This is a genomic window from Protofrankia sp. Cj3 (assembly GCF_917627355.1).
GTDB lineage: Bacteria > Actinomycetota > Actinomycetes > Frankiales > Frankiaceae > Protofrankia.
The window spans coordinates 14559-39615 of record NZ_CAKJTR010000025.1; the positions used below are offsets into that span (position 1 = coordinate 14559).

Annotated in this window: 16 protein-coding genes; 5 read left to right on the forward strand and 11 right to left on the reverse strand. The window is 68.4% G+C overall.

Annotated elements, in window-relative coordinates:
* Nucleotides 1-56: 56 nt before the first annotated feature.
* The 3 genes from MJ783_RS05575 to MJ783_RS05585 form a co-directional block, all read right to left on the reverse strand.
* Nucleotides 57-3251, reverse strand: coding sequence for a SpoIIE family protein phosphatase (locus MJ783_RS05575; protein WP_239308847.1), 3195 nt, complete (start codon nucleotides 3249-3251; stop codon nucleotides 57-59).
* Between the two features lie 84 nt (nucleotides 3252-3335).
* Nucleotides 3336-6125 (reverse strand): bifunctional GNAT family N-acetyltransferase/acetate--CoA ligase family protein, encoded by a 2790-nt coding sequence (locus tag MJ783_RS05580; RefSeq protein WP_239308848.1) that lies wholly within the window; start codon nucleotides 6123-6125, stop codon nucleotides 3336-3338.
* Entirely contained in the window at nucleotides 6122-7384 is a 1263-nt protein-coding gene (locus tag MJ783_RS05585; protein WP_239308849.1) for an acetoin utilization protein AcuC, read from the reverse strand. The genes MJ783_RS05580 and MJ783_RS05585 overlap by 4 nt, the downstream gene beginning before the upstream one ends.
* 353 nt (nucleotides 7385-7737) lie before the next feature.
* Here MJ783_RS05585 and MJ783_RS05590 point away from each other — a divergent pair, with 353 nt between their 5' ends.
* A complete protein-coding gene (locus tag MJ783_RS05590; RefSeq protein WP_239308850.1) occupies nucleotides 7738-9714 on the forward strand; it encodes an acetoacetate--CoA ligase in 1977 nt (658 codons plus the stop codon).
* A gap of 121 nt (nucleotides 9715-9835) precedes the next feature.
* Here the strand turns inward: MJ783_RS05590 and MJ783_RS05595 are convergent, their stop codons facing one another.
* The 4 genes from MJ783_RS05595 to MJ783_RS05610 all read right to left on the reverse strand — a co-directional run bounded on the left by MJ783_RS05595 (nucleotide 9836) and on the right by MJ783_RS05610 (nucleotide 15454).
* Nucleotides 9836-11107 carry an RNA polymerase sigma factor gene (locus MJ783_RS05595; RefSeq protein ID WP_239308851.1) on the reverse strand — a complete coding sequence of 424 codons (1272 nt, stop codon included), beginning with the start codon at nucleotides 11105-11107 and terminating at the stop codon, nucleotides 9836-9838.
* A gap of 428 nt (nucleotides 11108-11535) precedes the next feature.
* Complete coding sequence (locus MJ783_RS05600; RefSeq protein ID WP_239308852.1) at nucleotides 11536-14499, reverse strand: vitamin B12-dependent ribonucleotide reductase; 2964 nt, start codon at nucleotides 14497-14499, stop codon at nucleotides 11536-11538.
* A gap of 122 nt (nucleotides 14500-14621) precedes the next feature.
* The gene (gene nrdR / locus MJ783_RS05605; protein ID WP_239308853.1) at nucleotides 14622-15071 is read right to left on the reverse strand and encodes a transcriptional regulator NrdR; all 450 of its coding nucleotides are present in this window, start codon (nucleotides 15069-15071) and stop codon (nucleotides 14622-14624) included.
* Nucleotides 15072-15181: 110 nt separating this feature from the next.
* Nucleotides 15182-15454 carry a LysM peptidoglycan-binding domain-containing protein gene (locus MJ783_RS05610; protein WP_239308854.1) on the reverse strand — a complete coding sequence of 91 codons (273 nt, stop codon included), beginning with the start codon at nucleotides 15452-15454 and terminating at the stop codon, nucleotides 15182-15184.
* Nucleotides 15455-15740: 286 nt separating this feature from the next.
* On the opposite strand from MJ783_RS05610, the gene lexA reads away from it, so the two are divergent.
* Genes lexA through hflX form a run of 4 tightly spaced genes read left to right on the forward strand, consistent with a single transcriptional unit; the run spans nucleotide 15741 to nucleotide 19826 of the window.
* Complete coding sequence (lexA, locus tag MJ783_RS05615) at nucleotides 15741-16514, forward strand: transcriptional repressor LexA (protein WP_239308855.1); 774 nt, start codon at nucleotides 15741-15743, stop codon at nucleotides 16512-16514.
* 38 nt (nucleotides 16515-16552) lie between these two features.
* Nucleotides 16553-17431 (forward strand): tRNA (adenosine(37)-N6)-dimethylallyltransferase MiaA, encoded by an 879-nt coding sequence (gene miaA, locus MJ783_RS05620; RefSeq protein ID WP_239308856.1) that lies wholly within the window; start codon nucleotides 16553-16555, stop codon nucleotides 17429-17431.
* Between the two features lie 49 nt (nucleotides 17432-17480).
* Nucleotides 17481-18377 (forward strand): EAL domain-containing protein, encoded by an 897-nt coding sequence (locus tag MJ783_RS05625; protein WP_239308857.1) that lies wholly within the window; start codon nucleotides 17481-17483, stop codon nucleotides 18375-18377.
* A 48-nt stretch (nucleotides 18378-18425) separates the two neighbouring features.
* On the forward strand, nucleotides 18426-19826 hold the full coding sequence (gene hflX / locus MJ783_RS05630; RefSeq protein ID WP_239308858.1) for a GTPase HflX: 1401 nt from the start codon (nucleotides 18426-18428) through the stop codon (nucleotides 19824-19826).
* A 54-nt stretch (nucleotides 19827-19880) separates the two neighbouring features.
* Here the strand turns inward: hflX and MJ783_RS05635 are convergent, their stop codons facing one another.
* From MJ783_RS05635 to rny, 4 genes are all read right to left on the reverse strand, one after another.
* Complete coding sequence (locus MJ783_RS05635; protein WP_239308863.1) at nucleotides 19881-20693, reverse strand: alpha/beta fold hydrolase; 813 nt, start codon at nucleotides 20691-20693, stop codon at nucleotides 19881-19883.
* Nucleotides 20694-20728: 35 nt separating this feature from the next.
* Nucleotides 20729-21397: a hypothetical protein gene (locus tag MJ783_RS05640; protein WP_239308859.1), complete on the reverse strand. Its 669-nt coding sequence runs from the start codon at nucleotides 21395-21397 to the stop codon at nucleotides 20729-20731.
* 74 nt (nucleotides 21398-21471) lie between these two features.
* Entirely contained in the window at nucleotides 21472-22911 is a 1440-nt protein-coding gene (miaB, locus tag MJ783_RS05645; RefSeq protein ID WP_239308860.1) for a tRNA (N6-isopentenyl adenosine(37)-C2)-methylthiotransferase MiaB, read from the reverse strand.
* A 196-nt stretch (nucleotides 22912-23107) separates the two neighbouring features.
* Nucleotides 23108-24766, reverse strand: coding sequence for a ribonuclease Y (gene rny, locus MJ783_RS05650; protein ID WP_239308861.1), 1659 nt, complete (start codon nucleotides 24764-24766; stop codon nucleotides 23108-23110).
* Nucleotides 24767-25057: the final 291 nt, after the last annotated feature.

Below are 25057 nucleotides of genomic sequence, written 5' to 3' on the forward strand. Positions count from 1 at the left end.
CCAGGGCACGCACCCCAGCTCCGCTCCTTGATCCACACCCCTGTTGCCGGGCGCTCTTACAGTGACAATGGAGCGGAGATCTCCGCCCACACGATCTTTCCCGAGCCGGCCGGACGTGTCCCCCACCGGGAAGCGATCAGGGATACCAGTTCAAGGCCACGACCGCCCTCGTCGTCAAAGTCCGCATGACGCCGCCGGGGCAGCCGCGGATCACCGTCCGCGACCTCCACGATCACTCTCGACGCGGTCCGGCGCAGCCGCACGGACAGCGGGGGCCGGCCGTGCACCAGCGCGTTGGTGACAAGCTCGGACATCAGCAGCACCACCGAGTCGGTGATGTCGGCCTCCACCGACCACACCGTCAGCAGGTCGTGGGCGTGCCCACGGGCCTCGCCCAGACCGGCCGGCCCCGCCGGTACAGCGATCTCGGCGAACCGGGCCGCCCCGCCTGAGTCGCTGTCGGCAAGCCCGACCAGCAGCAGCGCCACATCGTCGTCGTGGCCCTGCGCCCGGCCGAGCGCGGCCAGTGCGTGGTCCGCCCGGCTGGCCACCGATCCGCCCTGGCGCGAGAGCACCGCCGCCAGGTCTGACACCCCTGTGTCGATGTCACGATCCCGGCTTTCCACCAGCCCGTCGGTGAACAGCACCAGCAACGCTCCCCGGTGCAGCCGGACGGTGTATTCCCTGATGTCACCGCGGCCGAGGCCCAGCGGGGTACCGGCCTCCATGTAGAGCCGCGACACCAGCCCGTCCGGGGCGACGACCAGGGGTGGCGGATGGCCCGCGTTGGCGAGCGTCAGCAGGCCGGTGTGTGGTTCGACGACAGCGTAGATACAGGTCGCGATCTGGCCTTCGTCGATCTCGCAGACGATGCTGTCCAGCAGCGTCAGCACCTCGTATGGCGACAGTTCCAGGCGCGCGCAGGTCCGCACCGCGGTCCGCAGCTGGCCCATGATCGCCGCTGCCCGGACCCCCCGGCCCATGACGTCACCGATGACCAGCCCCACCCGGCCCGCGCCGAGGTCGATGACATCGAACCAGTCACCGCCTACCTCGGTGTCGGCAACGCCCGGCACGTAGCGGGCAGCGATCTCAAGCCCCTCAGGCTCGGCCACGGTCAACGGCAGGAGACTGCGTTGCAGCGTCAGCGCGGTGTCCCGGCTATGGCGATAGAGCTCGGCGTGCTCGACCGCGACCGCGGCGCGCGCCGCGAGTTCCTCCAGGAACGCGACGTCCGCCCCGGTGAAGGGCGCACGGTCCCCGGCTGCCATGAGGCTGAGCACACCCGCCACCTGGCCGCGCAGGATCAGCGGCACGGCGGCGAGGGTGTGTGCCCCCACGTGCCGCATCCAGCGGGCCATCTCCGTGGATGACAACCACGACGCGCCGCTCAGCGGTTCGATACGGCTGTGCCCGGTGAGCGCGGCGAGGGTGACCGGGCTGTCGTTCGGCCACGGACCGGTACGGGCCCGCGGCATCGGCAGCCGGGTGAGGCCGGGACGGACAGCGGCGGCCGCCCGCCGCAGGACCGGGGCACCCGGCGGCACGGCGGTTGCCCCGGCGGGCTCGTCCTGATCGCTTTGGCTGGAGCCGGCCGGCTGGGCCGGCCCCAGCAGATACACCGCGCAGGAATCAGCGAGCTCGCTGACAACGACATCGGTGAGTGCCCGCAGAGCCCGCTCGGGCTCGAGCGCGCTCGAGACCGCTCCGGTCGCGCGGGCCAGTAGTTCCAGGCGGCGGCCTGCCTCTCGCGCGGCGCCCTCGGCGATCCGTGCCATCTCCTCCGCCCGGCGGCTCGCCTGTGCCTCGGCGAGAACCCGCTCGAACAGCGTGGCACGCTCGAACGCCTGGGCGCACTGGTCGGCAAGCGCGGTCAGGAAGGCGCGGTCCTCCGGCGAGAACTCGCGCGGCGCGCGGAAACCGAAAAACAGCGCGCCGAACGGGGCGTCGGTGGTAGCCAGTGGAAGTACCGCCCACGCGTGCTCATCGGCATCGGTGACGCTCGCGACCAGCGCTGGCACGGGCCAGCGTCCGGCGAGTTCCGCCCGGCCGGACAGAAACAACGCGCGACCACCTCGAATGGCCTCCGACAGCGGGTGGATCGCGCCCAGGTTGATGTCAGACCAGCTGCTGACGAACCATGGCGGATAGCCGAGCAGGGACCGGAAGCGCAGGCAGCCGCTGCTCTGGTCGACCAACGCCGCCCCCCTGCCGGCCGCGTCCAAGGCCTGCTGCCCGGCTTCGAGCACGACGGTGGCCACCTCGTCGACGGTCACCGCGCGCGACAACGCGGCAGTGACGAGCCGCAGGCGCTCGTTCCATTCAGCCGCGCTCCGCGCACGCGCCGCCAGCGCGCTGTGGGCGCTGGCGGCCGCGCGTGCCTCGGTGACGTCACGGCTCGTGCCCACCCACTCGACCAAATGATCATCGCTTGTAACCGGCAGGAGCCGCAGGGCGAGGATGTGATCCGTGCCGTCCGCACCGGCGAGGCGAAACTCCGTCTCAAAGACGCCGCGCCGCTCGACCGCCTGCCGCCAGGCCCGCGCGACCCGGTCGCGGTCCTCGGCGTGCACCGCGTCAAGCCAGCCGAATCCGACGATCTCCGCACGCCGCTGGCCCGTGATCGCTCGCCACCGCGGCAGGTCGACGTCCAGGCCGCCATGGGCATCCGTGTGGAAGACGTCCGCGGCCACAGCCTCGACCAGCGCCTGGCACCTGGCCTCACCGCGGGCCGCCTCGCCACGGGCGTCGCTCAACGCGGTGATATCCGTGGCGACGAAGGCCACGCCGAGCAGCGCGCCGCGGGCATCGGTCGCCGGGTACCAGCTGACAGTCCAGGTCCGCGGCGGCTGCGGGCCGTCGGCCGCGACACTGACCTCCAGGTCCACCACGGGATCACCGGTGGTGACCACCCGCTGAAGCACCTCGTCCATCTCGCGGCCGATGTCCCCCAGCAATTCCGCTGTGGTGCGACCGATGTGCTCCGCGGCAGGGCGGCCGTTCAACCTGGCCAGGACGTCGTTGACCCGCACATAACGCCCCGCGGTGTCGTAGAGGGCGAGACCGACCGGCGCCTGGGCGACGAGCGCCGTCAGGAGCTCGACAATCGGCTCCGCCGCGCCGTTCGTGCCCTCGCCGCCAGCCACTGGGCCGCGCCCGCGGGGCTCGCCATCACCGTCGTCGTCGGCCCGATCGCCGGTCGACCCAGCCGACGAAGGTCCGGACGGCTCCTCGAGGAACGGCGTCGTCATGGGAAAAGATTGTGGACGGTGGGGCAACGTTGTGCTCAATGCCCTACCCCTGACATTTCCGGCCATCGTCTGGTTGCCACCCGGTCACGAACACGCTCCGCCATGGAGCGTCCCCGGGCCCGGGACAGCTCCGACGTCGCGTGCGGATCCGGTCACCTCCGGAGCATCTTCATGGACATACCCGCTGGCGTCGTCCAGTCCGTGCTTTGGCGTGGGTGCCCACAGTTTGCGCGGCCCAGCGTCCGCGCGGGGCAGCCCGCGGCCCACGACGGCCTCCGCGGACAACACCGTGACCGACGACTTCGAGACAATGACCGGGTTCAGCGTGAGGGATGCCACCTCCGGCAGGTCGTCCGCGAGCCGCGCGACCCGCATGAGCAGCAGCTCAAGGGCTGCGACGTCGACGGTCTCCGCTCCCCGGTAACCGAACAGCAGGGGGGCGGCCCGGACCGACCGCACCAGCCGCGCCGCGTCGGAGTCGGTGAGCGGCAGGATGTGGTGGGCACGGTCACCCAACAGATCGGTGGCGGGCCCAGCCAGCCCGAAGGACACCAGCGGCCCGTATCGCGGATGCTCGAGGGAACCGACCACCACCGCGACCCCTGCCGGGGCCATCCGCTGCACGACGAATGACCCATTGGCGGCGAGCTGTGCGTCACCGCCGTTCCCGTCACCGAGCCGCGCCAGCATCGACGACCAGGCGGTCCGCAACGCCGCCGGGCCGAACAGGTCGAGCCGCTGCCCGCCGAGCTCGGGGCGGTGCCGATACGGGCGGGCACGCGCTTTGAGGGCCACCGGCCACCCGAGCCGTTCCGCGGCCAGTACCGCCTCATCGGCGGACGTGACCGTGCTGAACGGCTGGACGTCGATGCCGTAACAGTCGAGCAGATCGGCCACCCGGTCCTCGTCGAGCGGACCGGAAACGCCGGCGAGCAGCGCACGGGCCGCCTTGGCCCGCCGGGTGATCTCAGGCACCGAGCCGGCCGGCTCCGCGCGCCACTCAGCGTATGAGACGGCCCGCACCAAGGCCGCCACGGCGCCCTCCGGCGACGGGTAACCCGGCACGCCAGCGAGATCCGGTGGTACCTCGGTGCCCAGAACCGTCGCGAGGACGGGCACGTCGACAACCTTCGCGGCGGCCGCGACCGCCCTCGCGACCGGGCCGGGCTCAGCCGGCGCCAGCCGCACCACCGTCGCGATCAGCGCGTCCGCGCGGCCAGCCGCGTCGATGAGAACCTCGGTGAACATCTCGGGCGGGGTGCCACCCGGCAGCAGGATCCGCTCCACCGCGAGCCCGGACGCCTCCGCGGCCTGGCAGGTCAGCCAGACCAGTGCCCGGGAGTCGCCGACGACCGCGACCCGCCGCCCGGCCGGCAGCGGCTGGGCGGTCAGCAGCAGCGCCACATCGAAGCCCTGGGAGATCCGATCAACCCTGATCACGCCCGTCTGGCGCAGTAACGCGTCATCCAGGGGCGAGCGGCCGCTGGTCACCACCACGACCGGCGTGCGCCGTCCGACCCGGCGGGCCAGCCGGGCGAACTTCCGCGGGTTGCCGAAGGTCTCCACGTGCATGAAGACCACGTCGGTGGCTGGATCCTCCTCCCAGAACTGCAGAAGGTCGTTGCCACTCACGTCGACCCGGTCACCCGCTGAGACAAAACAGGACAGCCCAACCCCGCGGGCAGCCGCCGCCTCCAGCAGCGCCGCGCCGAGCGGGCCGGACTGTGAGTAGCAGCCGACCCGCCCGGGCGCGGGCATCCGGCCTGCCAACGACGCGTTGAGCCCGGTGGCGAGGTTCTGGATGCCCAGGCTCGCCGGCCCCACCACGCGCATGCCGAATGCGCGGGCCGCGGCTGTGACCTCGATCTCCGCCTGGTAGTCGCCGAGGTCGGTGAGCACCACCAGACCGCGGACGCCCTTACGGCCGCACTGGTCTATGATCTCGGGCACGTTAGGCGGTGGCACGCACACCACGGCCAGGTCCACCGGGCCGTCGATGTCGGCCACCGAGGCGACCGCCCGTACCGAGGCGACCGCGCCCCCGACGTCAGCCGCGGCGGGGTTGACCGGATAGACCGGGCCGGCGAACCCACCGGCCAACAGGTGCCGGAAGACCGTGTGCCCCACCGCGTCGCGATCCCGGGAAGCCCCGATCACCGCGACGGACCGCGGGTGCAGCAGCCGGACGATCGACGCGGCCTCCGCGTGGTGCTCACGGGCACGCATGACGTCCACCGAGGTCTGCGTGGGTGCGATCTCAAAGGACAGCCGGACCGCCCCACTATCCCACGCTCGTGACACGCTGTAACCAGCGTCCAGAAAAACCCCGATCATCTGACGGTTCTCGCTGAGCACATCGGCGTCGAAACGACGGATCCCGCGTTCGGACGCCGCCGCCGCCAGATGTTCCAGCAGGACCGATCCGAGGCCGCGTCCCTGGTGGGCGTCTTCTACGAGAAAAGCGACCTCCGCGGCCAACGCCGGCCGCCGCGCCCCCGGTGGCGGCTCCTCCGCATCCGTCCGATCATGCTCGGCCGCCGGCGCCGGTGCGCCCTCCCAGTGGGCGATGGCCACGATCTCGTCCCCGATGAGCGCGACCAACGCCCCACGCACCCACTGGTCGACAACGGTCATCCGCCGGATGTCGGTATCGGTGAGCGGCCCGCGTGCGCTGAAGTAGCGGAAGTAGATGCTGCGCATCGACAGACGGCCCCAGAACGCGCGCAGCCGCTCACCGTCACCAGGTATGACCGGACGAAGCCGGGCAGTACCCCCGTCAGCGAGGATGACGTCCGCCTCCCACCTCGCCGGGTAGCTCGCCCCGGCGTCGGCCCGCATCCCGTCGTCATGGCTCGGCGGCACGGTGTCACTCATCTGTCGACGAGGGGGTCGAGACCATGCAGCGGAAGGATCTCTCGCCGGGTGGCCGCCACCGCCCGGTCCAGGGGGTCATCCGGATCACCCTCGCCTGCCTCCCAGGGATGGAAGGCGATGTCGACGCCGTCGCCGAAACGGTCGGGCGTGGGACCGCCAGCGACGGCCGCGCCGGTGGCCTCCCGCACGCGGGCGTCAGCCGTGTGCCGCCACTCCTGCGGCAGCGACCGCGAGCAGTCCAGCGGCACGTGGCCGGCAATGGCCAGCAGGTGCGTCCAGGCGCGTGGCACCACCGACGCGAGCGCATAGCCACCGCCCCCGCAGGCAACCCATCGTCCGCCGCACACGTCATGTGCCAGATCGTGCAGGGCCTGGTAGGAAGCACGCTGTCCGTCGACCGACAGTGTCAGATCCCCGAGCGGATCGAGGAAATGTGTGTCACACCCGTGCTGGGTGACCAGGATCTCAGGGGCGAACTCACGCAGCAGCACCGGAACCACCCCGCTGAACGCCCGCAGCCATCCGGCGTCTCCGGTGCGCGGCGGCAGCGCGACGTTGACCGACATACCGCTGGCCTCCCCTGTCCCGGATTCGTCCGGGAAACCGGTGCCGGGAAACAGGGTCCGGCCGGACTGGTGCAAGGAGATCGTCAGTACCCGTGGGTCATCGTAGAAAGCGGTCTGGACACCGTCACCGTGATGAACGTCGACGTCGACGTAGGCCACCCGAGCGGCCCCGTTGCGCAGCAACCAGGCGATCGCCACCGCCGGGTCGTTGTAGACGCAGAACCCACTGGCGGCGAGACGCATCGCATGGTGGAGCCCGCCCGCGGGAGCCACGGCATGGCCGTGCCGTCCCGTCCACACGCCCTCGGCCGCGGCCAGCGTCCCACCGGTAATCCGAGCGGCGGCGGTGTGCATGGACTCGAAGACCGGGTTGTCCGGCGTTCCCAGACCGAACATGGTCGCCAATCCGCGCGCGGCGTACCGCGGCGCCTGGCGCACCGCCTGCACGTACGCGGGATCGTGCACAAGTTCGATCAAGTCATCCGTCGCGAGCTGAGGCGGCCGGACCGCCACCTGGGGGTCGTCCAGCACGCCGGTACGCGCGGCGAGATCCATGGTCAGCTCGAGCCGCACGGGATGCAGCGGGTGTCCGCGCCCGAAGCCGTAATCAGCCAGCTCGGAATCCCACATGACCAGTGTTGGCCCGGGATCACCACCGTCAGCGGAACCGTTCGGCCGCGAAGCACTGCCCATGATTCGACCCTACGGCGTGTTGCGGAAGCCGTCGTTCGATCAGGGAACCGCGTCCAGGTGGCTGCTGGCAAGGCCGCGAGCCGGACAGTCCTATTGCCGGGCGCTCCACGAGCGACCGGCAATAGGGGACGCGGCGTCGCCAGCGGCGCAGTCCGGCCAGTCCGGCCACTCCGGCCAGGCCCGCCGACCAGGCCAACCAGTCCAAAAGCGGCGGCTGGTCGCACGGCGTGATTTTTTCGACGCACCCCGGCCGTCGAGTGGACCATTTCGGCCTCCCGTATTCGTTAGGGTCTGAGTCCGTGGCTGTTGGACACGATGATGAACACGAGATTGCGCCAGATGCCGGGCCCAGGATGGATATCGCGGGACGGCGGTTGTGGACGCCATCTCCGCAGCGGGTCCGCGCCGCCGGGGTCACCGCCTATCTGGACTGGCTGGCCACCGAACGCGACCGGAAGCTGAGCGGTGCCACGGCTTTGTGGCAGTGGTCGGTGGACGACCTTGACGGGTTCTGGGACTCGATCTGGGATTTCTGCGCGGTCGAGGGCGAGCGCGGGGACGGCCCTGCCCTTGCCGACGCCCGGATGCCGGGCGCTCAGTGGTTCCCGACCGCCCGCGTGAACTATGCCGAGAACGCTTTAACGCGACATGGCCCCGCACCCGCGGTGATCGCCGTCCGCGAGGACTCGACCACCGCCGTGGTCTCCTGGGACGAACTTCGCCGCGAGGTCGCGGCGGCCGCGGCGGGGCTGCGGCGTCTGGGTGTGCGTCCCGGCGACCGGGTCTGCGCCGTGCTGCCGAACTGCGTCCATGCCGTGGTGGCCATGCTCGCCGCGACCAGCGTCGGCGCGGTCTGGTCGTGCTGTTCCCCGGATTTCGGGTCTTCCGCCATTGCCGACCGTTTCGCTCAGATCACCCCAACGGTACTCATCGGGGTGGACGGCTACACCTACGGCGGAAAGTCCTTTGACACGCTCGGCGCGCTCGGTGGCGTGGCCGACCGTCTGCCAGACCTGCGGGCAATGGTCGTGATCCCATACCTGGCCGCGGATGCCGTCGAGCGTGCCCACAAGGCCCACCTACCGGCTGTCATCTCCTGGGCGGACCTGCTCGCCGGCTGCGATGACCAGGTCCCCGCCTTCCACCGGGTCCCCTTCGACTCGCCGCTGTGGATCCTGTACTCCTCGGGTTCGACCGGCCGCCCGAAACCGATCGTGCAGGGCCATGGCGGAATCCTGTTGGAACACCTCAAGTCGCTGGTACTCCATCTCGATCTGGGACCTGACGATCGCTTCCTGTGGGTGACGAGCACCGGCTGGATGATGTGGAACCTGCTCGTGTCCGGCCTGCTGACCGGGGCGACCGTCGTGCTTTTCGACGGCAGCCCGAAGTTCCCCGACCTGGGGACCCTGTGGCGGCTCGCCGAGGCCGTCCGCATCACCTGCCTGGGAGCAAGTCCAGGCCTGCTGGCCGCGTGTGAACGCTCGGGCATCGTCCCGCGGGAGATCGCCGACCTCTCCGCGATACGTACCATCGGTTCCACCGGCTCGCCGTTGTCCCCCGCCGGGTACGCCTGGGTGTACGACGCGGTCGGCTCCGACCTGATGCTCTCGTCGGTCAGCGGCGGCACGGACATGTGCACGGCGGTCGCGGCGGGCCTGCCCACGCTGGCAGTGCACGCCGGGGAGATCTCCATGCGCGGGCTCGGGTGCGCGGTGAGCATCTTCGACGGCGACGGCAAGGAACTCGTCGACGAGATCGGCGAACTGGTGCTCACCGCGCCCATGCCCTCGATGCCGCTCTTCTTCTGGGGCGACGATGACGGCTCGCTGCTGCGCGCGTCCTACTTCTCGACCTACCACGGCGTATGGCGCCACGGTGACTGGGCCAGGATCACCCCCACCGGATCAATGATCATATATGGCCGCTCGGACGCGACCCTGAAGCGCGGCGGAGTCCGGCTGGGTACCGCCGAGTTCTACCAGGTGCTGGACAGCATCCCCGGCGTGGCGGACAGCATGATCATCGATACCTCGACCGCCGAGCGGCCAGGTGAGCTCGTGCTGTACGTCGTGCTGGACGACAACGGAACGCTTGCCGACTCCTTCATCAGCTCCCTGCTGACGACGATCAGAAGGGAGCTGAGCCCCCGGCATGTGCCTGACCGCGTCGAACAGGTCTCCGCGATTCCCCGCACCTACAACGGCAAGAAACTGGAAGTGCCGGTTCGGCGCCTGCTGCTGGGTGCAGCCCTGGAGCAGGCCGTCAACCTCGGCATGGTCGCCAATCCCGAGGCGTTGCTGCCGTTCATCCCGCCCGCGGCCAGCTGACCGGCGGCGGCCGGCAGCCCTCGCCTTCGCGCCAAAAAAAGATCCCCTGCCCGGTGACCGGGCAGGGGATCTCCACCACGACGACGCACTACATCCCGGACGCGCTACATCCCCGGATGCGTCAGTCGAGAAACTCGCGCAACCTGCTCGCGACCGCCGGCTTACGCAGTTCGCGAAGGGTGTCGCGCTCAATCTGGCGAATCCGCTCACGGGTCAGCCCGAGACGGTTACCGACCTCGGCAAGCGTGTGCTGCTTGCCGTCGGCGAGGCCGAAGCGCAGCCGCATGACCTCACGTTCACGCGGTGTGAGCCCACTCAACACGCCCTCGATCTCGTCCTGCATGGCGCCGTAGGAGGCGGCGTCCGCGGGAGAGGTGGCATCCGCATCCTCGATGAAGTCACCGAGGACCGAATCCCCGTCGTCGCCCACCGCGGTCTCCAGGCTGACCGTGTCCTGGGCGTACCGGCGCAGTTCGACGACCTGCTCGATCGGCATGTCGAGCTCCAGAGCCAGCTCCTCGTCAGTCGGTTCCCGACCGAGTGTGGAGACGAGCTGGCGCTGCAGCCGAGTGATCTTGTTGATCTGCTCGACGACATGGACCGGGATCCGGATCGTCCTGGCCTGATCGGCCAGTGCCCGACCGATCGCCTGCCTGATCCACCAGGTGGCGTAGGTCGAGAACTTGTAGCCCTTGGCGTAGTCGAACTTCTCGACCGCGCGGATCAGCCCGAGGTTTCCCTCCTGAACCAGGTCGAGCAGGGTCATGCCACGACCGCTGTACTTCTTGGCGACCGAAACCACCAGGCGCAGGTTCGCCGAGACCAGCTGCTGTTTTGCCGCATGCCCGTCCCGGACCAGGGTCCCGAGATCGCGCCGCAGCGCCGGCTCCAGGTCGGAGTCAGTGTCCAGCTTGTACTCGGCAAACAGGCCGGCTTCGACCCGCTTGGACAGCTCGACTTCCTGCGCGGCGTTGAGCAGGGGTACCTTGCCGATCTCGCGCAGGTACATGCGCACGAGATCGGCCGTTCCGGCATGCTCCGAGGTTGCGCGGGCAGCCGGTGCTCCACCTGTTGACTCCTCCTCGTCGAGAACCTCGACGCCAAGGGCTGTCAACCGGGCAGTCAGAACGGGAAGTAGTTCAAGACCGAGGTCAGCGGTCTCGAGCGCTTCGCGAAGTTCGGCGCGGCTCAATTCGCCGGATTCGCGCCCACGCGCGACAAGCTCGGCGACCTGAGTAACGTCGAGTTCGTCGGTATCATCGGGCACGGCGGCCAGGCCACGGCCGGGCACCGTGCGTGCAGGAGTGGCCGACCGACGGGTGCGCCGCGTACTTGTGGCACGCGTACGCGGCTCGTCGGGGCGCTCATGAAGTTCCAGGGCAGGCAGCGTCATCAGTAGCAGATCCGAAGGTCGGTGCGGGTGGCGGGTCTTGGTGCTTGCACGTATGGGCAACGCCTGACGGCGTCCCTCCCATTCCGCGTTCAGACACAACCGGACGTAAGCGATCGCCGGGTCTACGAAGCAGTGTAGACCCTCGCTCTCGGGACGCCGCACCCGCTGTCGCGAAGACTACCCTGCGGACCGGCCGGTGTGTCGCGAATAACTAACTATCTCTTCAGGCCCGCTCTTCAGGTCTCCGCGGCCACGATGTCAATACCGAGCCCAGGAACAACAAATCGCCAATACAGCACCAACCTCCATCGAAACCCATAAGGGTGGTTACGGTATGGCGCCGCACCCGCCGCGCAGTGACCATTCGCGCCAAACAGGGGTCCGTTGATCAGAATTCGAGAGTGGTACCGCGGGCGCGGCGGCGACCACTAGCTACAGCCGCTGGTGGAGCCACATTGCTCGCACACGTAGCAGCTACCGGCCGGCCGCATGGTCACCCCGCAGGTGAAACACAGCGGCGCGTCCACGGCGTTCTGCGCCGACAGCGACTCTCCCACCGGGACCTCCGCCGGCAACGAGCCCCGCAGCTGGACCATCGACCGCACAACCGGGAAGGCATGCTCGTGCCCGGCCTGCCGCGCCTCCGTCATTGGGTCAGCTCCGGTCAACCGGTCAGTGGAGAGCTCGGCGCCGACCGTGTCGACCGGCTCCGGAGCTGACGCTACTGACGCCGACGCCGACGCCGGCTCCACGAGAGCATCAGATACGTCCACCGCGCCCGGCCCGCCATACTGCCCGGTGAGCTGACGCGCCCGCTCCTGGGCGCTCAGCACACCGAGTTCCGCGCGGGTTTCCTGGGGCAGGTAGTCCAGCGCCAAGCGGCGGAAGAGGTAGTCCATCACGGACTGCGCCATCCGGACATCCGGGTCGTCGGTCATGCCGGCCGGCTCGAAACGCATGTTGATGAACTTGCGGACGTAGGCGTCCAGCGGGACACCGTACTGAAGCGCGATCGAGATCGCAATGGAAAACGCGTCCATGACACCTGACAGGGTGGAGCCCTGCTTCGACATCTTGATGAAGACCTCGCCGAGACCGTCATCGGGATAGGACCCGGCGGTCATGTAGCCCTCCGCGCCGCCGACGGAGAAGGACACCGTCCGGGAAGGCCGGATCTTCGGTAGGCGGCGACGGACGGGCTGGTACTCCTCCGGCGGCCCGCCGACAGCCAGCGCGGCCGCCGTGCCGGTGCCCGCAACCGCTCCCGCGGACCTCCTCGCGCCACGCAGGTCGGACAGCGGCTGGCCGACCTTGCAGTTGTCCCGGTAGATGGCCAGGGCCTTCAGCCCGAGCCGCCAGCCCTCGAGGTAGATCCGCTCGACGTCCTCGACCGTCGCCGAGGACGGCATGTTGACAGTCTTCGAAATAGCTCCGGACAGAAACGGCTGGACCGCCGCCATCATCCGAATATGCCCCATGGGGCTGATCGCCCGCTCGCCGATCGCGCAGTCGAACACCTCGTAGTGCTCGCGGCGCAGGCCCGGGGCGTCGATGACATGGCCGTGCTCGGCCACGTACTCGACGATCGCCTCGACCGTCTCCTCGGCGTAGTCGAGAGCCCGCAGCGCGGCGGGAACCGTCTGGTTGACGATCCGCATGCTCGATCCGCCCACCATCTTCTTCATCTTCACCAGCGCGAGGTCGGGCTCGATGCCGGTGGTGTCGCAGTCCATCGCCAACCCGATCGTGCCGGTCGGAGGGAGCAGGCTGACCTGCGCATTACGCCATCCGTGCTTCTCGCCCAAGGCGTGCGCACGGGCCCATTCAGCGGCGGCCAGGGCGAGCACCCGGGCATCATCCGCTCCGGCGTTGCGGACCGTGTCCGTCGCGGCGGCGTGCTTACGGATCACCCGGCGATGGGCCTCAGCGTTGCGCGCGAAGCCGTCGTACGCCCCCATGACGCCCGCGAGCTGCGCCGAGCGCCGGTAGGCCGCCGCGGTCATCAGCGCGGTGATCGCGCCAGCCATTGCCCGGCCGCCCTCGGAGTCATACGCGCGGCCTGTCGCCATGAGCAGCGCACCGAGATTTGCGTAGCCGATCCCGAGCTGGCGGAACGCCCGGGTCACCCGGGTGATCTCCGGGGTCGGGAAGTCAGCGAAACAGATCGAGATGTCCATCGCGGTGATGACCAGCTCGACGGCGGCGACGAACGCCTCCGCGTCGAAGGTCAGATCGTCGCGCAGGAACCGCATCAGGTTCAGCGAGGCCAGGTTGCAGCTGGAGTTGTCCAGGTGCACGTACTCGCTGCACGGATTGCTGGCGCTGATCCGGCCGGACTCCGGGCAGGTGTGCCAGTCGTTGATCGTGTCGTCGTACTGGATCCCGGGATCCGCGCAGTCCCACGCGGCCTGCGCGATGGTGCGGAACAGCGACCGCGCCCCGATGGTCTCGATGATCCGCCCGTCGATCCGGGCCCGCAGGTGGAAGTCGGTGCCGTCGAGCACCGCCCGCATGAACTCGTCCGTCACCCGAACCGAGTTGTTGGCGTTCTGGTACTGCACCGAGACGATGTCACGGCCGCCGAGGTCCATGTCGAAGCCGGCATCCCGCAACGCTCGGATCTTGCTCTCCTCACGGGCCTTGCTCTCGACAAAGTCGACGATGTCGGGGTGATCGACGTCAAGCACGACCATCTTCGCGGCTCGCCGGGTCGCGCCACCTGATTTGATCGTCCCGGCCGAGGCGTCGGCTCCACGCATGAAGCTGACCGGGCCGGACGCGGTACCGCCGGAGGAGAGCAGCTCCCTGGACGAGCGGATGCGTGACAGGTTCAGCCCGGCACCCGAGCCACCTTTGAAGATCAGGCCCTCTTCCCGGTACCAGTTGAGGATCGACTCCATCGTGTCGTCGACGGACAGGATGAAACAGGCCGAGACCTGCTGCGGTGCCGAGGTGCCGACGTTGAACCACACGGGGCTGTTGAAGCTGAAGACCTGGTGCAGGAGCATCCAGGTCAGCTCCTGCGCAAAGACCTCGGCGTCGGTCTCCGACGCGAAGTACCCGTTCTGCTGCCCGGCGGCCGCGTAGGTGCGCACGACCCGGTCGATGAGCTGGCGCAGTGACCATTCGCGCGTGGCAGCGCCCAACGCGCCGCGGAAGTACTTGCTCGTGACGATGTTCGTGGCGTTCACCGACCAGAAGTCAGGGAACTCCACCCCGCGCTGCTCGAAGTTGACCGAACCGTCCCGCCAGTTGGTCATCACGACGTCCCGCAGCTCCCAGGTGACCTCGTCGTAGGGATGTACGCCGGGCGACGTGTAGACACGTCCTACTTTCAGGCCGGTGGTCTTACCAGCGGGCCGGGTCGACTTCGTGCCGCGGGTCTCGGTCATGGCGCTCCTCGTCTGGCGGATACGGCATTAGGGCGGCGACTAGGGCGTGTTTCGGCAGCCACCTGGACGCGGCTCCCTGATCGAACGACGACTTCCGAAACACGCCGTAACCAGCTGGTGAACTACCTGGCCTGCGTCCGAAGACCGGCGATCGCGGTCTCGAAGTCCGCCAGGGAGTCGAAGGCCAGATACACCGAGGCGAACCTCAGGTAGGCGACCTCGTCAAGATCTCGCAGTGGGCCGAGAATCGCTCGGCCGATCTCGTCCGAGGGAATCTCGGCCGCTCCGGACGCACGCAGCGTGTCCTCGACCAACTGAGCAAGCTGGGCCAGCGCGTCCGTCTCCACCGGTCGGCCCTGGCACGCCCGGCGTACCCCCGCCACCACCTTCGCGCGGCTGAACGGCTCGGTGACCCCGCTGCGTTTGATGACCCGCAGTGATGCCTCCTCGATCGTCGTGAACCGGCGGCCGCAGGACGAGCACGATCGCCGACGGCGGATCACGGCACCTTCCTCGGTCTCGCGGCTGTCGACAACCCTGCTGTCCGGGTGTCGACAAAACGGGCATCGCACGGACGATCCCCCAAAATCTTGATGACTTACACCTTCGTAACTACCACATGTTGTGGTGGACGATAGAGTCAGCCACCACGACCTGGCAAACCCGCCGGCGTGTCCAACGGTCAGGGCAGGCGAAGCGCCTGGCCCGGAACAAGATCGGTGGTGCCGAGTTGATTCATACCGGCCAGCCGCGCCACAACCACCCGGGTGTCACCCTCGGGCGCCAGCCCACGCGCTATCCCCCACAGGGTCTCCCCGGACTGGACCACATGAACACGCGCCGGCCCGCCACCCCCACGCGACGAGGCCAACGAGGTCACCCGCGCGAGAGACAGGACCAGACAGAAGACAGCCGCGACGAGGACGACCAGGACCGCCCGACCCCTCCTGGTCAACCTCAGCGGAGGCTCAGCCGACCTCTCCACCACACACTCCTTCAACCTCCGAGATCGCAAACAACGAACATCCGTTCGATCGAACTCCCGATCGAGTTTCTACCGCACGACCCCGACGGAATCGCCACGACACGCTCGAACAGACGTTTGAGAAATTCGGTCACGGCAGTTACGGTCGTACCGATGAGATGTCGGTTGTGACCACCAGCGCCGGTTCCTGGCAAAACCACTGGGTCCGCCGGGAGCGGAGTCTGCCACGACCGCGAAACGAAGGAGAACGGCAGGTATGACCACCGACCCCAACCGCACCCGACGTGGCCGGCCACCACGCGGCAGCGTGCGCGACCTGCCGGACGGGCCGGCGGACGCGTCGGGCCTGACCCCCCGCCAGCGCAAGGTGCTGGAGGTGATCCGCAATGCCGTCGAGCGCCGCGGATACCCCCCCAGCGTGCGCGAGATCGGCCAAGCGGTCGGGCTGACCAGCACAAGCAGCGTCGCGCATCAGCTCAGGATGCTGGAGGAGAAGGGCTTCCTACGGCGTGACCCCCACCGCCCGCGGGCCATGGAGGTACTTTCCGCGGACGCACCGGTCCGCCCGGCGGCACGCGACAGCCTCCGTCTCGGGGCACCAGCGATGCCGGCTGCCGGTGCCGACGGATCGGTGGTCCCGTCGGACGGCCATCGCGACGCGGCCTACGTACCCGTCCTCGGCCGCATCGCGGCGGGCGGACCGATTCTTGCCGAACAGGCGGTTGAGGAGATCTTCCCTCTTCCCCGCGAAATCGTCGGCGAGGGCACCCTGTTCATGCTGCGCGTTGTCGGGGATTCCATGGTCGATGCCGCGATCTGCGACGGGGACTGGGTGGTCGTCCGGCAACAGCCGGTCGCGGACAGCGGCGAGATCGTCGCCGCAATGATCGATGGTGAGGCCACGGTCAAGACCTTGCGTCACCGTGATGGCCATGCATGGCTTCAACCGCAGAACCCGGCCTATGCCGATATTCCGGGTGACGAGGCGGCGATCCTCGGCCGGATCGTCGCGGTTCTGCGCCGGGTCTGATCGTGGCTGGCTGTGCCGACCGGGAGAAAGCCGGACGCATGGTGGCGGTCGTCGGGCCGACGGCGGCCGGCAAAAGCGAACTTGCGATCGACCTTGCCGCCGTACTCGGCGGTGAGGTCGTCAATGCCGACTCCATGCAGCTTTACCGCGGCATGGACATCGGCACAGCCAAAGTACCGACGCGGGAGCGCAGAGGCGTCCCGCACCATCTGCTTGACATCTGGGAAATCACCCATACCGCCGACGTGGCCTCCTACCAGGCCAGAGCACGAACCGTCATCGACGATCTGCTCAGTGCCGGCCGGACCCCGGTGCTCGTCGGCGGCTCAGGGCTCTACCTCAGGGCTGTCATCGACGACCTCAGGTTTCCCGGCACCGACCCGGCGGTACGCGCGCGCCTTGAACAGGAACTGTCCGAACGTGGGGCGGCCGCGTTGCACGCCGACCTGACCGCGCGGGCGCCGAAAGCGGCTGCCGCCATCCTGGCCAGCAATGGTCGCCGCATCGTGCGCGCGCTGGAAGTGCTGGAGCTCACCGGCGGCTTCGCCGCCTCCCTACCGGAACACCGCGCGGTCTATGACGTCGTCCAGATCGGCCTCGACCATCATGACCTTGATATCCGAGTCGCCGACCGCGTGGCGGCGATGTGGGCTGCCGGCATGGTCGAAGAGGTCCAGACGCTCGCCGGTCTGGGCCTGCGCAAAGGACGCACCGCCTCACGCGCCCTGGGCTACGCGCAGGTCCTGGCGTGGCTGGATGGCGAGATCGAATCCAGCGAAGCCGCCCGGCTCGCGACCATTGCCGCGACGCGCCGATTCGTCCGCAGACAAAGGTCGTGGTTTCGCCGCGATCCCCGCATAATTTGGCTAGACCATCCCGACGTCGATCAGGTGGCGGGCATGGTCAGCTCAGCCTGACATGCGATGGGTACCGGCGACCCGTTCATCCCGGCGTCTGGAGACATCTGTGACCGCGCTCGAGCTGAACCTCGTCCCGGCCCTGTGCGCCGCGTTCGACGACGGATCGTTGCAGTTGCATTACCAACCCGAGGTTGACCTGCACAACGGGTCGGTCCCGGCGATGGAGGCGTTTCTGCGTTGGCAGCATCCCGATCGTGGGTTGATGCGCCCGTCACAGTTCATGCCGGTCGCCGAAGCGGCCGGCCTGTCCGAACAGGTCGGCCGCTGGGTGCTGCGGACCGCTGTGACGGAGGCTCGGACGTGGCACGAGATGGCTTCAGGGACCACGATCCGCCCACCTCGCCTGTGGGTGAACGTCACCGCCGACCAGCTGATCCGGCCGGATTTCGCGGCCGAGGTGGAACACCTCGTGCGTGGCCGGGGGCTGCCGCCGGGAGCCCTCGGGCTGGAGTTCACCGAACAGACTCTTGGGCTGGCGCACATCGGGGTCCCCCGCCTGTTGGCCCAGTTACGCTCGTTCGGGCCAGCGATCGGCGTTGACGGGTTCGGCACCTGGTATGCTTCGATGTCGACTCTTGATGTCCTGCCGCTGGACATGGTGAAGATCGACGGTCGGTTCCTTCATGCGATGCAACGGGACCTGGAAGGTGAAGCCGTTCTGGCCTCGATCATTACGCTGGCTCACCGACGCCGGCTGATGGTGGCGGCAGAAGGTGTCGACAGCGCCGTCATCGCATCCAGGTTGGCGGCGATGAACTGTGACCGCGGCGCCGGCCGGCTGTTCTGCCCGCCCGTTCCCACCGACGACGCCCGGATGATCGCCCTCGGCCGCGGCCGGCCAGACCGGTGGCAGCAGCGATCGGGTCCATCCGCGGCGTCTTCCCGCCCCACGTCCCGCCACGCCGCCACCGTACCGATGCGCGCCCCCGCCGGTGCCGGCTGAGCACGGATCGACCATCCGGATGCAACCGTGTGTCAGAGAAGGGCAAATATGACGCTTCCCGCCGTTGAGGACACCATCCGCGACCAGTTCTTCGACGCCACCGGCGAGGGACTCGATCTCGTCGATCGAGCGGCCCTACGCCGAGTTCCGGGTCTGACGACCGAACTCGACGACGTCACCGAGGTCGAATACCGCCAGCTCCGGCTGGAACGAGTCGTCCTCATCGGCGTGTGGACCGCCGGGACCGCCACCGACGTCCAGACCTCCATGACCGAGCTCGCGGCACTCGCGACTACGGCGGGCTCGGTCATCCTGGACGCGCTCGTCCAGCGCCGTGACACTCCCGACGCCGCGACCTACGTCGGTTCCGGCAAGGCCCGGGAACTGTGCGAGGTCGTTGCCGCTGTCGGCGCCGACACCGTTGTCTGTGACGGGGAACTGACCCCGGGCCAACTGCGCCAGCTGGAGGATGTCGTAAAGGTCAAGGTCATCGACCGGACCGCGCTGATCCTGGATATTTTTGCCCAGCACGCGACCTCCCGGGAAGGCAAGGCGCAGGTCGAGCTTGCTCAACTGCAGTACATGCTGCCGCGGCTGCGCGGCTGGGGTGAGTCGATGTCACGGTCCGGCGGCGGCATCGGCACCCGGGGGCCCGGTGAAACAAAGATCGAAACCGACCGGCGGCGCCTGCGCGCGCGCATGGCCAAACTCCGCCGGGAACTCGCCGACATGAAGACGGTCCGGGCGACGAAGCGGTCCTCACGGCAACGCAGCAGTGTACCCGCGGTCACGATCGCCGGGTACACCAACGCCGGCAAGTCCTCGCTGCTCAACCGCCTGACCGGCGCGGGCGTGCTCGTCGAGGATGCGCTGTTCGCCACGCTTGATCCAACGGTACGGCGGGCCACGCTCCCGGACGGCCGGATCTTCACCCTCGCGGACACCGTTGGCTTCGTCCGCCATCTGCCGCACCAGATCGTCGAGGCGTTCCGCTCGACCTTGGAGGAGGTCGCGGACGCCGATCTTCTCCTGCACGTGGTCGATGGTTCGCATCCCGATCCGATGTCACAGATTTCGGCTGTCCGCACGGTGATCAACGACGTCGACGCCGGTGACGTCCCCGAGCTGATCGTGGTGAACAAAACCGACCTGGCTGACCCGGAGGTACTGGCTCGGCTACGCCGAGAAATCCCAACCGCGGTCTTCGTGTCGGCCCGCACCGGCGAGGGCCTGACCACCCTGGTGGAGGCGCTGACCGAACATGTACCGCACCCCGCGGTTGACGTGCGTGTGCTGGTGCCCTTCGCCCGCGGGGATCTGGTGTCCCGGGTCTACGCCGACGGCGAGGTCCTCGATCTCGGGCACACAGCGGACGGCACCGTTCTGCGGGCTCGGGTACCGGTCGGCCTCGCCGCCCAGCTCGCCGTGTTCCAGCTCGAACCAGCCTGAAAAACGGATGGGCAAGCCGACCGGTCGAGCTCGATAGCTATACCGCCCGTATAGTTATGCCGCCCGCTGGCCGACGGCCTCGCGCCAGAAATCGATCAGAACCGCCGCGGTAGCCGGTGGATTTTCGGTCGCGGGTGAGTGCGCGGCGTCAGGGATCACTTCGTAGCGGGCGCCGACACGCGCGGCCATGTCCGCCTGCAGATGCGGCGGCCAGGCGTCATCGGCGATGCCGTGCGCAACCAGAACAGGCGCGGCGGCCTCGCGGATCACAGCCGCGAGCTCGCCGACCCGGTCAGGCTCGTCAAGGAGCTGCTCACCCATGACCCGCAGGCCAATGTCGCTGCTGGCGAAGAACCTGCGCTCAAGGAACTCCAAACCACCCGGTGGATAGACGGTGGTGTCCGCGACGCGTACCGCGGCCCACACCGCGTCGCGACCGCTGCGGTCGTAGACGATCCGCATGGCTCGCAACGCGATCCGGCGGGCGCCGACGATGCCAGCGGGGCCCGAGCTGAGCAACACCAGGCTGGCCATGACCGAAGGCCGGTTAATGACCGCGGCACGGGCGACCAGACCGCCAAAGGAATGGCCGAGCAGATGCACCGGCCGGCCGATCTCGTCGACCACGCGCCCTACATCCACAGCCAGTGCCTCGACCATGCAGTCTCGTTCCGGATCAGCGGCCGGCGACTCGTACTGGCCACGCTGGTCGATCGCGATGACATTGAACCCCGCCTGCGCCAGCTCTGTCATGATCAGCAGATAGTCCTCCTTGCTCCCGGTGTACCCGGGCAGCAGGACGACCGGTGGATCAGCTGGTGAGCCAGCTCGCAGCGCCGCCAGACCCGCGCAGGTCAAGCGCCGCACTCCTGGTGGCAGTTCCGTCGACGTCAAGAGCATTACTAGCGACTCCCCCATTTCCAGCAGGCGACCATGTACCCCACACCGTAAGGCGCACCAACATACTCAGCGTAAGATATCCATGACCGTTCGTGCGTGTCACTCGGCCTGGAGACAAGACTCGCGCCAGCCAGCACCTGCCACGAGGCACGGCCCGCCGCCATCAGCTCACGGGAGAGAGCGGGCTCGAGCCGCAGCAACGCGGGCGCGTCAGCCGCGGCCAACGCCGCCGCCACCGTGTCGTCATGAGCTGCGGCGCGTTCATCAAAGCCGCCGGGAGCGCCGACCGTCCGCCGCGCGCTGCCGTCCGCCATCACCAGGAACGCGACCCTGGCCGCACGTTGAGCCAACGTGACGCCGATGTTGGCGGCCTCCCGCGGGACGGTCATCGCGCTCACGCCGAATCCGGCCACGTCCCCCTGCCATGCCGTCTGTTCGAGCAGCCAGGCTCCGACCGTCAACGACAACGGCAACGTCGGCCGGTCCGGGCATCGCTGACCAGGTTGGCTCGCCTGTCCCAGCACTACCGAGCGGGCCACCCCGAAACCGGTCAGGGATCCCGACTGGCCGGCCGCATATGCCGCCGTTCGTGGGGCATCGCCGACAACCACGAGAAGGTCCGGGTCCCATGCGACCAGCCGACGAACAGCCTGGATTGCCGGTTCTCGCACAGCTACCGGCTCGCCTCGCGCCATCTCGGGAATGAGCAATGGTGGATGCGGGCAGGTCACCGCTGCGAGCAGCATTACCGGTGGCGCGTGGGCATACCGAGGTCGGTCAGCCGCCGCGTCATCCCGGCCTCCCCAACATCGCTCGGTGTGTGCCGCGCGATCTGCCAGAGGTCACCCGCTCTGGTCCGTCGATGGGTCAGCGGCGGATCGTCCGCCACAAGATGGTGCGGCGCGCCTCTGGTGATCACAGTTTCGATCACATCACCGGGCCGTATCCCTGGGTCCGCGCTGTCGGAAACAGCTGGTGGCCGCAGGTGGACAAGCCGGCCGTCACGGGCGCGGCCGGACCGTCGCCCGGTGGCGGCATCCTTGCGCCCCTCGCCCTCGACGACCAGTACCTCCACCCGCTGGCCGACGAGCATGCGGTTGGCCTCCCAGGAGATCTCCTCCTGAACGGCCACCAGCCGGTCATAGCGGTCCTGAACGACTGCCCGGTCCACCTGGCCGGCCATGGTCGCCGCCGGGGTACCGGCTCGCTGGGAGTACTGGAACGTGAAGGCGCTGGCGAACCGCGCCTCGCGTACCACCTGCAGGGTGTCGGCGAAGTCGGCCTCGGTCTCCCCAGGGAAACCGACAATGATGTCGGTGGTGATCGCGGCGTGGGGCAATGCCGCCCGCACCCGCTCGACGATCCCGAGGAACCGGTCCTGCCGATAGGAACGGCGCATCCGCCGCAGCACCGCGTCCGATCCCGACTGCAACGGCATGTGCAGCTGCGGGCAGACCGCCTCCGTCGCCGCCATCGCCTCGATCACATCGTCGGTGAAGTCGCGTGGATGCGGCGAGGTAAACCGGACCCGTTCCAGGCCATCAACCGTCCCGCAGGCACGCAGCAGTTTCGCGAATGCTCCCGGGTCACCCAGTGACCGGCCATAGGAGTTCACGTTCTGGCCGAGCAGGGTAATCTCCAGAACACCCTCGGCGACCAGGGCGTCGACCTCGGCGAGGATCTCCCCGGGCCGACGGTCAGTCTCCCTGCCCCGCAAGCTCGGCACGATACAGAACGTGCAGGTATTGTCACAGCCAACGCTGATACTTACCCAGGCCGAATGATGGGCTGCCCGCTTGGCGGGAAGTGCGCTGGGAAAGACCTCCAAGGCTTCAGCGATCTCGACCTCGGCCACCGCGTTGTGCCGAGCGCGCTCCAGCAGCACGGGCAGCCGGTGGAGATTATGCGTCCCGAAGACGACGTCCACCCAGGGCGCGCGTTCGGCGATCAGCCCGCGGTCCTTCTGCGCGAGGCAGCCGCCGACGGCGATCTGCATTCCCGGGTGACGCTGCTTGGCCGGGAACATCTGGCCGAGGTTGCCATAGAGCCGGTTGTCGGCGTTCTCCCGCACCGCGCACGTGTTGAAGACCACCAGATCAGGAGTGACGTCAACGCCGGTTTCAGCTGGCACGTAACCAGCGGCCTCAAGCATGCCGGCGATGCGTTCGGAATCATGGACGTTCATCTGACAGCCAAACGTCCGGACCTGATAGCTGCGGGGACTCACGCAGCCAGCCTACGGTGCGCAACCCGGACCTTCCTGGTCCGCCAGCCCCAATGCCGTCGCGGCCCGGGTCAGCGGGGGGTGCGTGCGCGCAGGACCTCGCCGCCCAGGATGACGAAACACCGCTGCCCCCTCCCATCGATCATGGTAGGGCGGATCAGCGGGCGACCTCAACGGCGCGGGTCTCCCGGACCACGGTGACCCGGATCTGACCGGGGTAGGTCAGCTCGTCCTCGATCTGCTTGGCGACGTCACGAGCCAACATGTGGGCGGCAATGTCATCGACCTGATCCGGGACGACCATCACCCGGACCTCACGACCCGCCTGCATCGCGAACACCCTTTCAACGCCCGGACGCCCAGCGGCGATCTGCTCGATGCGTTCGAGGCGCTTGACGTAGGACTCCAGGCTCTCCCGGCGAGCACCTGGTCGCCCACCGGAAATCTGGTCAGCGGCCTGGGTGAGAACGGCTTCGATCGAACGCGGCTCAACCTCGTTGTGATGCGCTTCGACCGCATGCACCACCTCCTCGTCCTCACCGTAACGGCGGGCGATCTCGGCACCGATGAGGGCATGGCTGCCCTCCACCTCGTGGGTCAGCGCCTTGCCAAGATCGTGCAGCAGCGTTCCCCGCTTGGCCAGAGCTGGTGGCAGCCGCAGCTCAGCTGCCATGATTCCCGCCAGATGGGCGGACTCGACAAGGTGCGCGAGAACGTTTTGGCCATAGCTGGTCCGATACCGCAGGCGTCCGAGCAGGGCGATCAACTCCGGGTGCATCTCCGCGATCCCGGTCTGCATAAGCGCGTCCTCGCCAGCGCGGACGCAGCGAGCCTCAACCTCACGCCTGGCCCTTTGGTACTCCTCCTCAATGCGGTGTGGATGAATACGCCCATCCGAGACCAGGGCCTCCAAGGTGATTTTCCCGACCTCACGCCGCACCGGATCGAAACAGCTCAACAGGACCGCCTCCGGCGTGTCATCGATAATGACATTCACCCCGGTGACCGACTCGAACGAGCGGATGTTGCGTCCCTCGCGGCCGATGATGCGGCCTTTCATCTCGTCGTTGGGCAGGTGCAGCACAGAAACGACCGATTCCGTGGTCGCTTCCGCGGCGACGCGCTGAATCGCCAACGTCACGATTTTCCGAGCCCGGTCCTCGCCCTGCTCACGAGCTTGCGCCTCAATATCGCGGACGAGCACGGCGGCATCTCGACGAGCATCGGCCTCGACAAGTTTGACAAGCTCGGCACGCGCCTGGGTCGCGGTGAGCCGGGCCGCGCTCTCCAGCGTCTGGCGACGCTCCTCCTCCAGATCAACAAGCTCAGCCCGACGCCTGGCGAGATCAATTTCTCGAGCAGCAAGATCACGATCTCGGGTCTCGAGCTCGCGTGCCTGCTCATCAATCACGGCCGCGCGAACCTCCAGGCGCTGTTCGCGCTGGACGAGCCGAGCATCCTGCGCGTGGAGCTCGGATCGCAGCTGCCGCACCTCCGCCTCGGCCTGCGCCCGGAACGTCTCGGCCGACTTGCGGCCTAATTCGCGTGCTTCCGCCTCAACAAGGGAGGCCCGCAACACGGATTCGGCCTCCGCCCGCTCCTGCACCGCCCGTGCCCCCTCCTCAGCCCGGCGTAGCAGCTCGGCGCCATCCCGCTCCGCCTGTTGGGCGTCAAGGAGCCCGGCCGACTCCTCATGATCTGTACCGGGACGATGCGCCGTCAGCGCACCCGAGCCCAATACCCGAACGAGCAGTACGGCTATGACCACCAAACCCACGAGCAGGCAGGCCCCAAGCACAGCGAGGAGAACACCCATCGGTCCTCCTCCCGCTGCCGGCCATGGCCCGCAACTAGCGGGCCGGAGCGGCGAGGGGCCCACGAAACGGGCCGTTCCGAAACTTCAACCCGTGTCGTTGCGGACAGCCGGGTTGAGCCCAAACGAACGCGACGACGTCCACAGACATCGCGATCCGGGCCAACCACCCTCGTGTGAAGTTGTTTCACGCTATCGGAACCGCGTCACCGCGGGAGCCCTCTCACCTTCGGTGAGAGTAGGTCTGCGGCTCTCGAACGGTCAAGAAATGCTAGTGGTCGCCGCTGGAAGTTG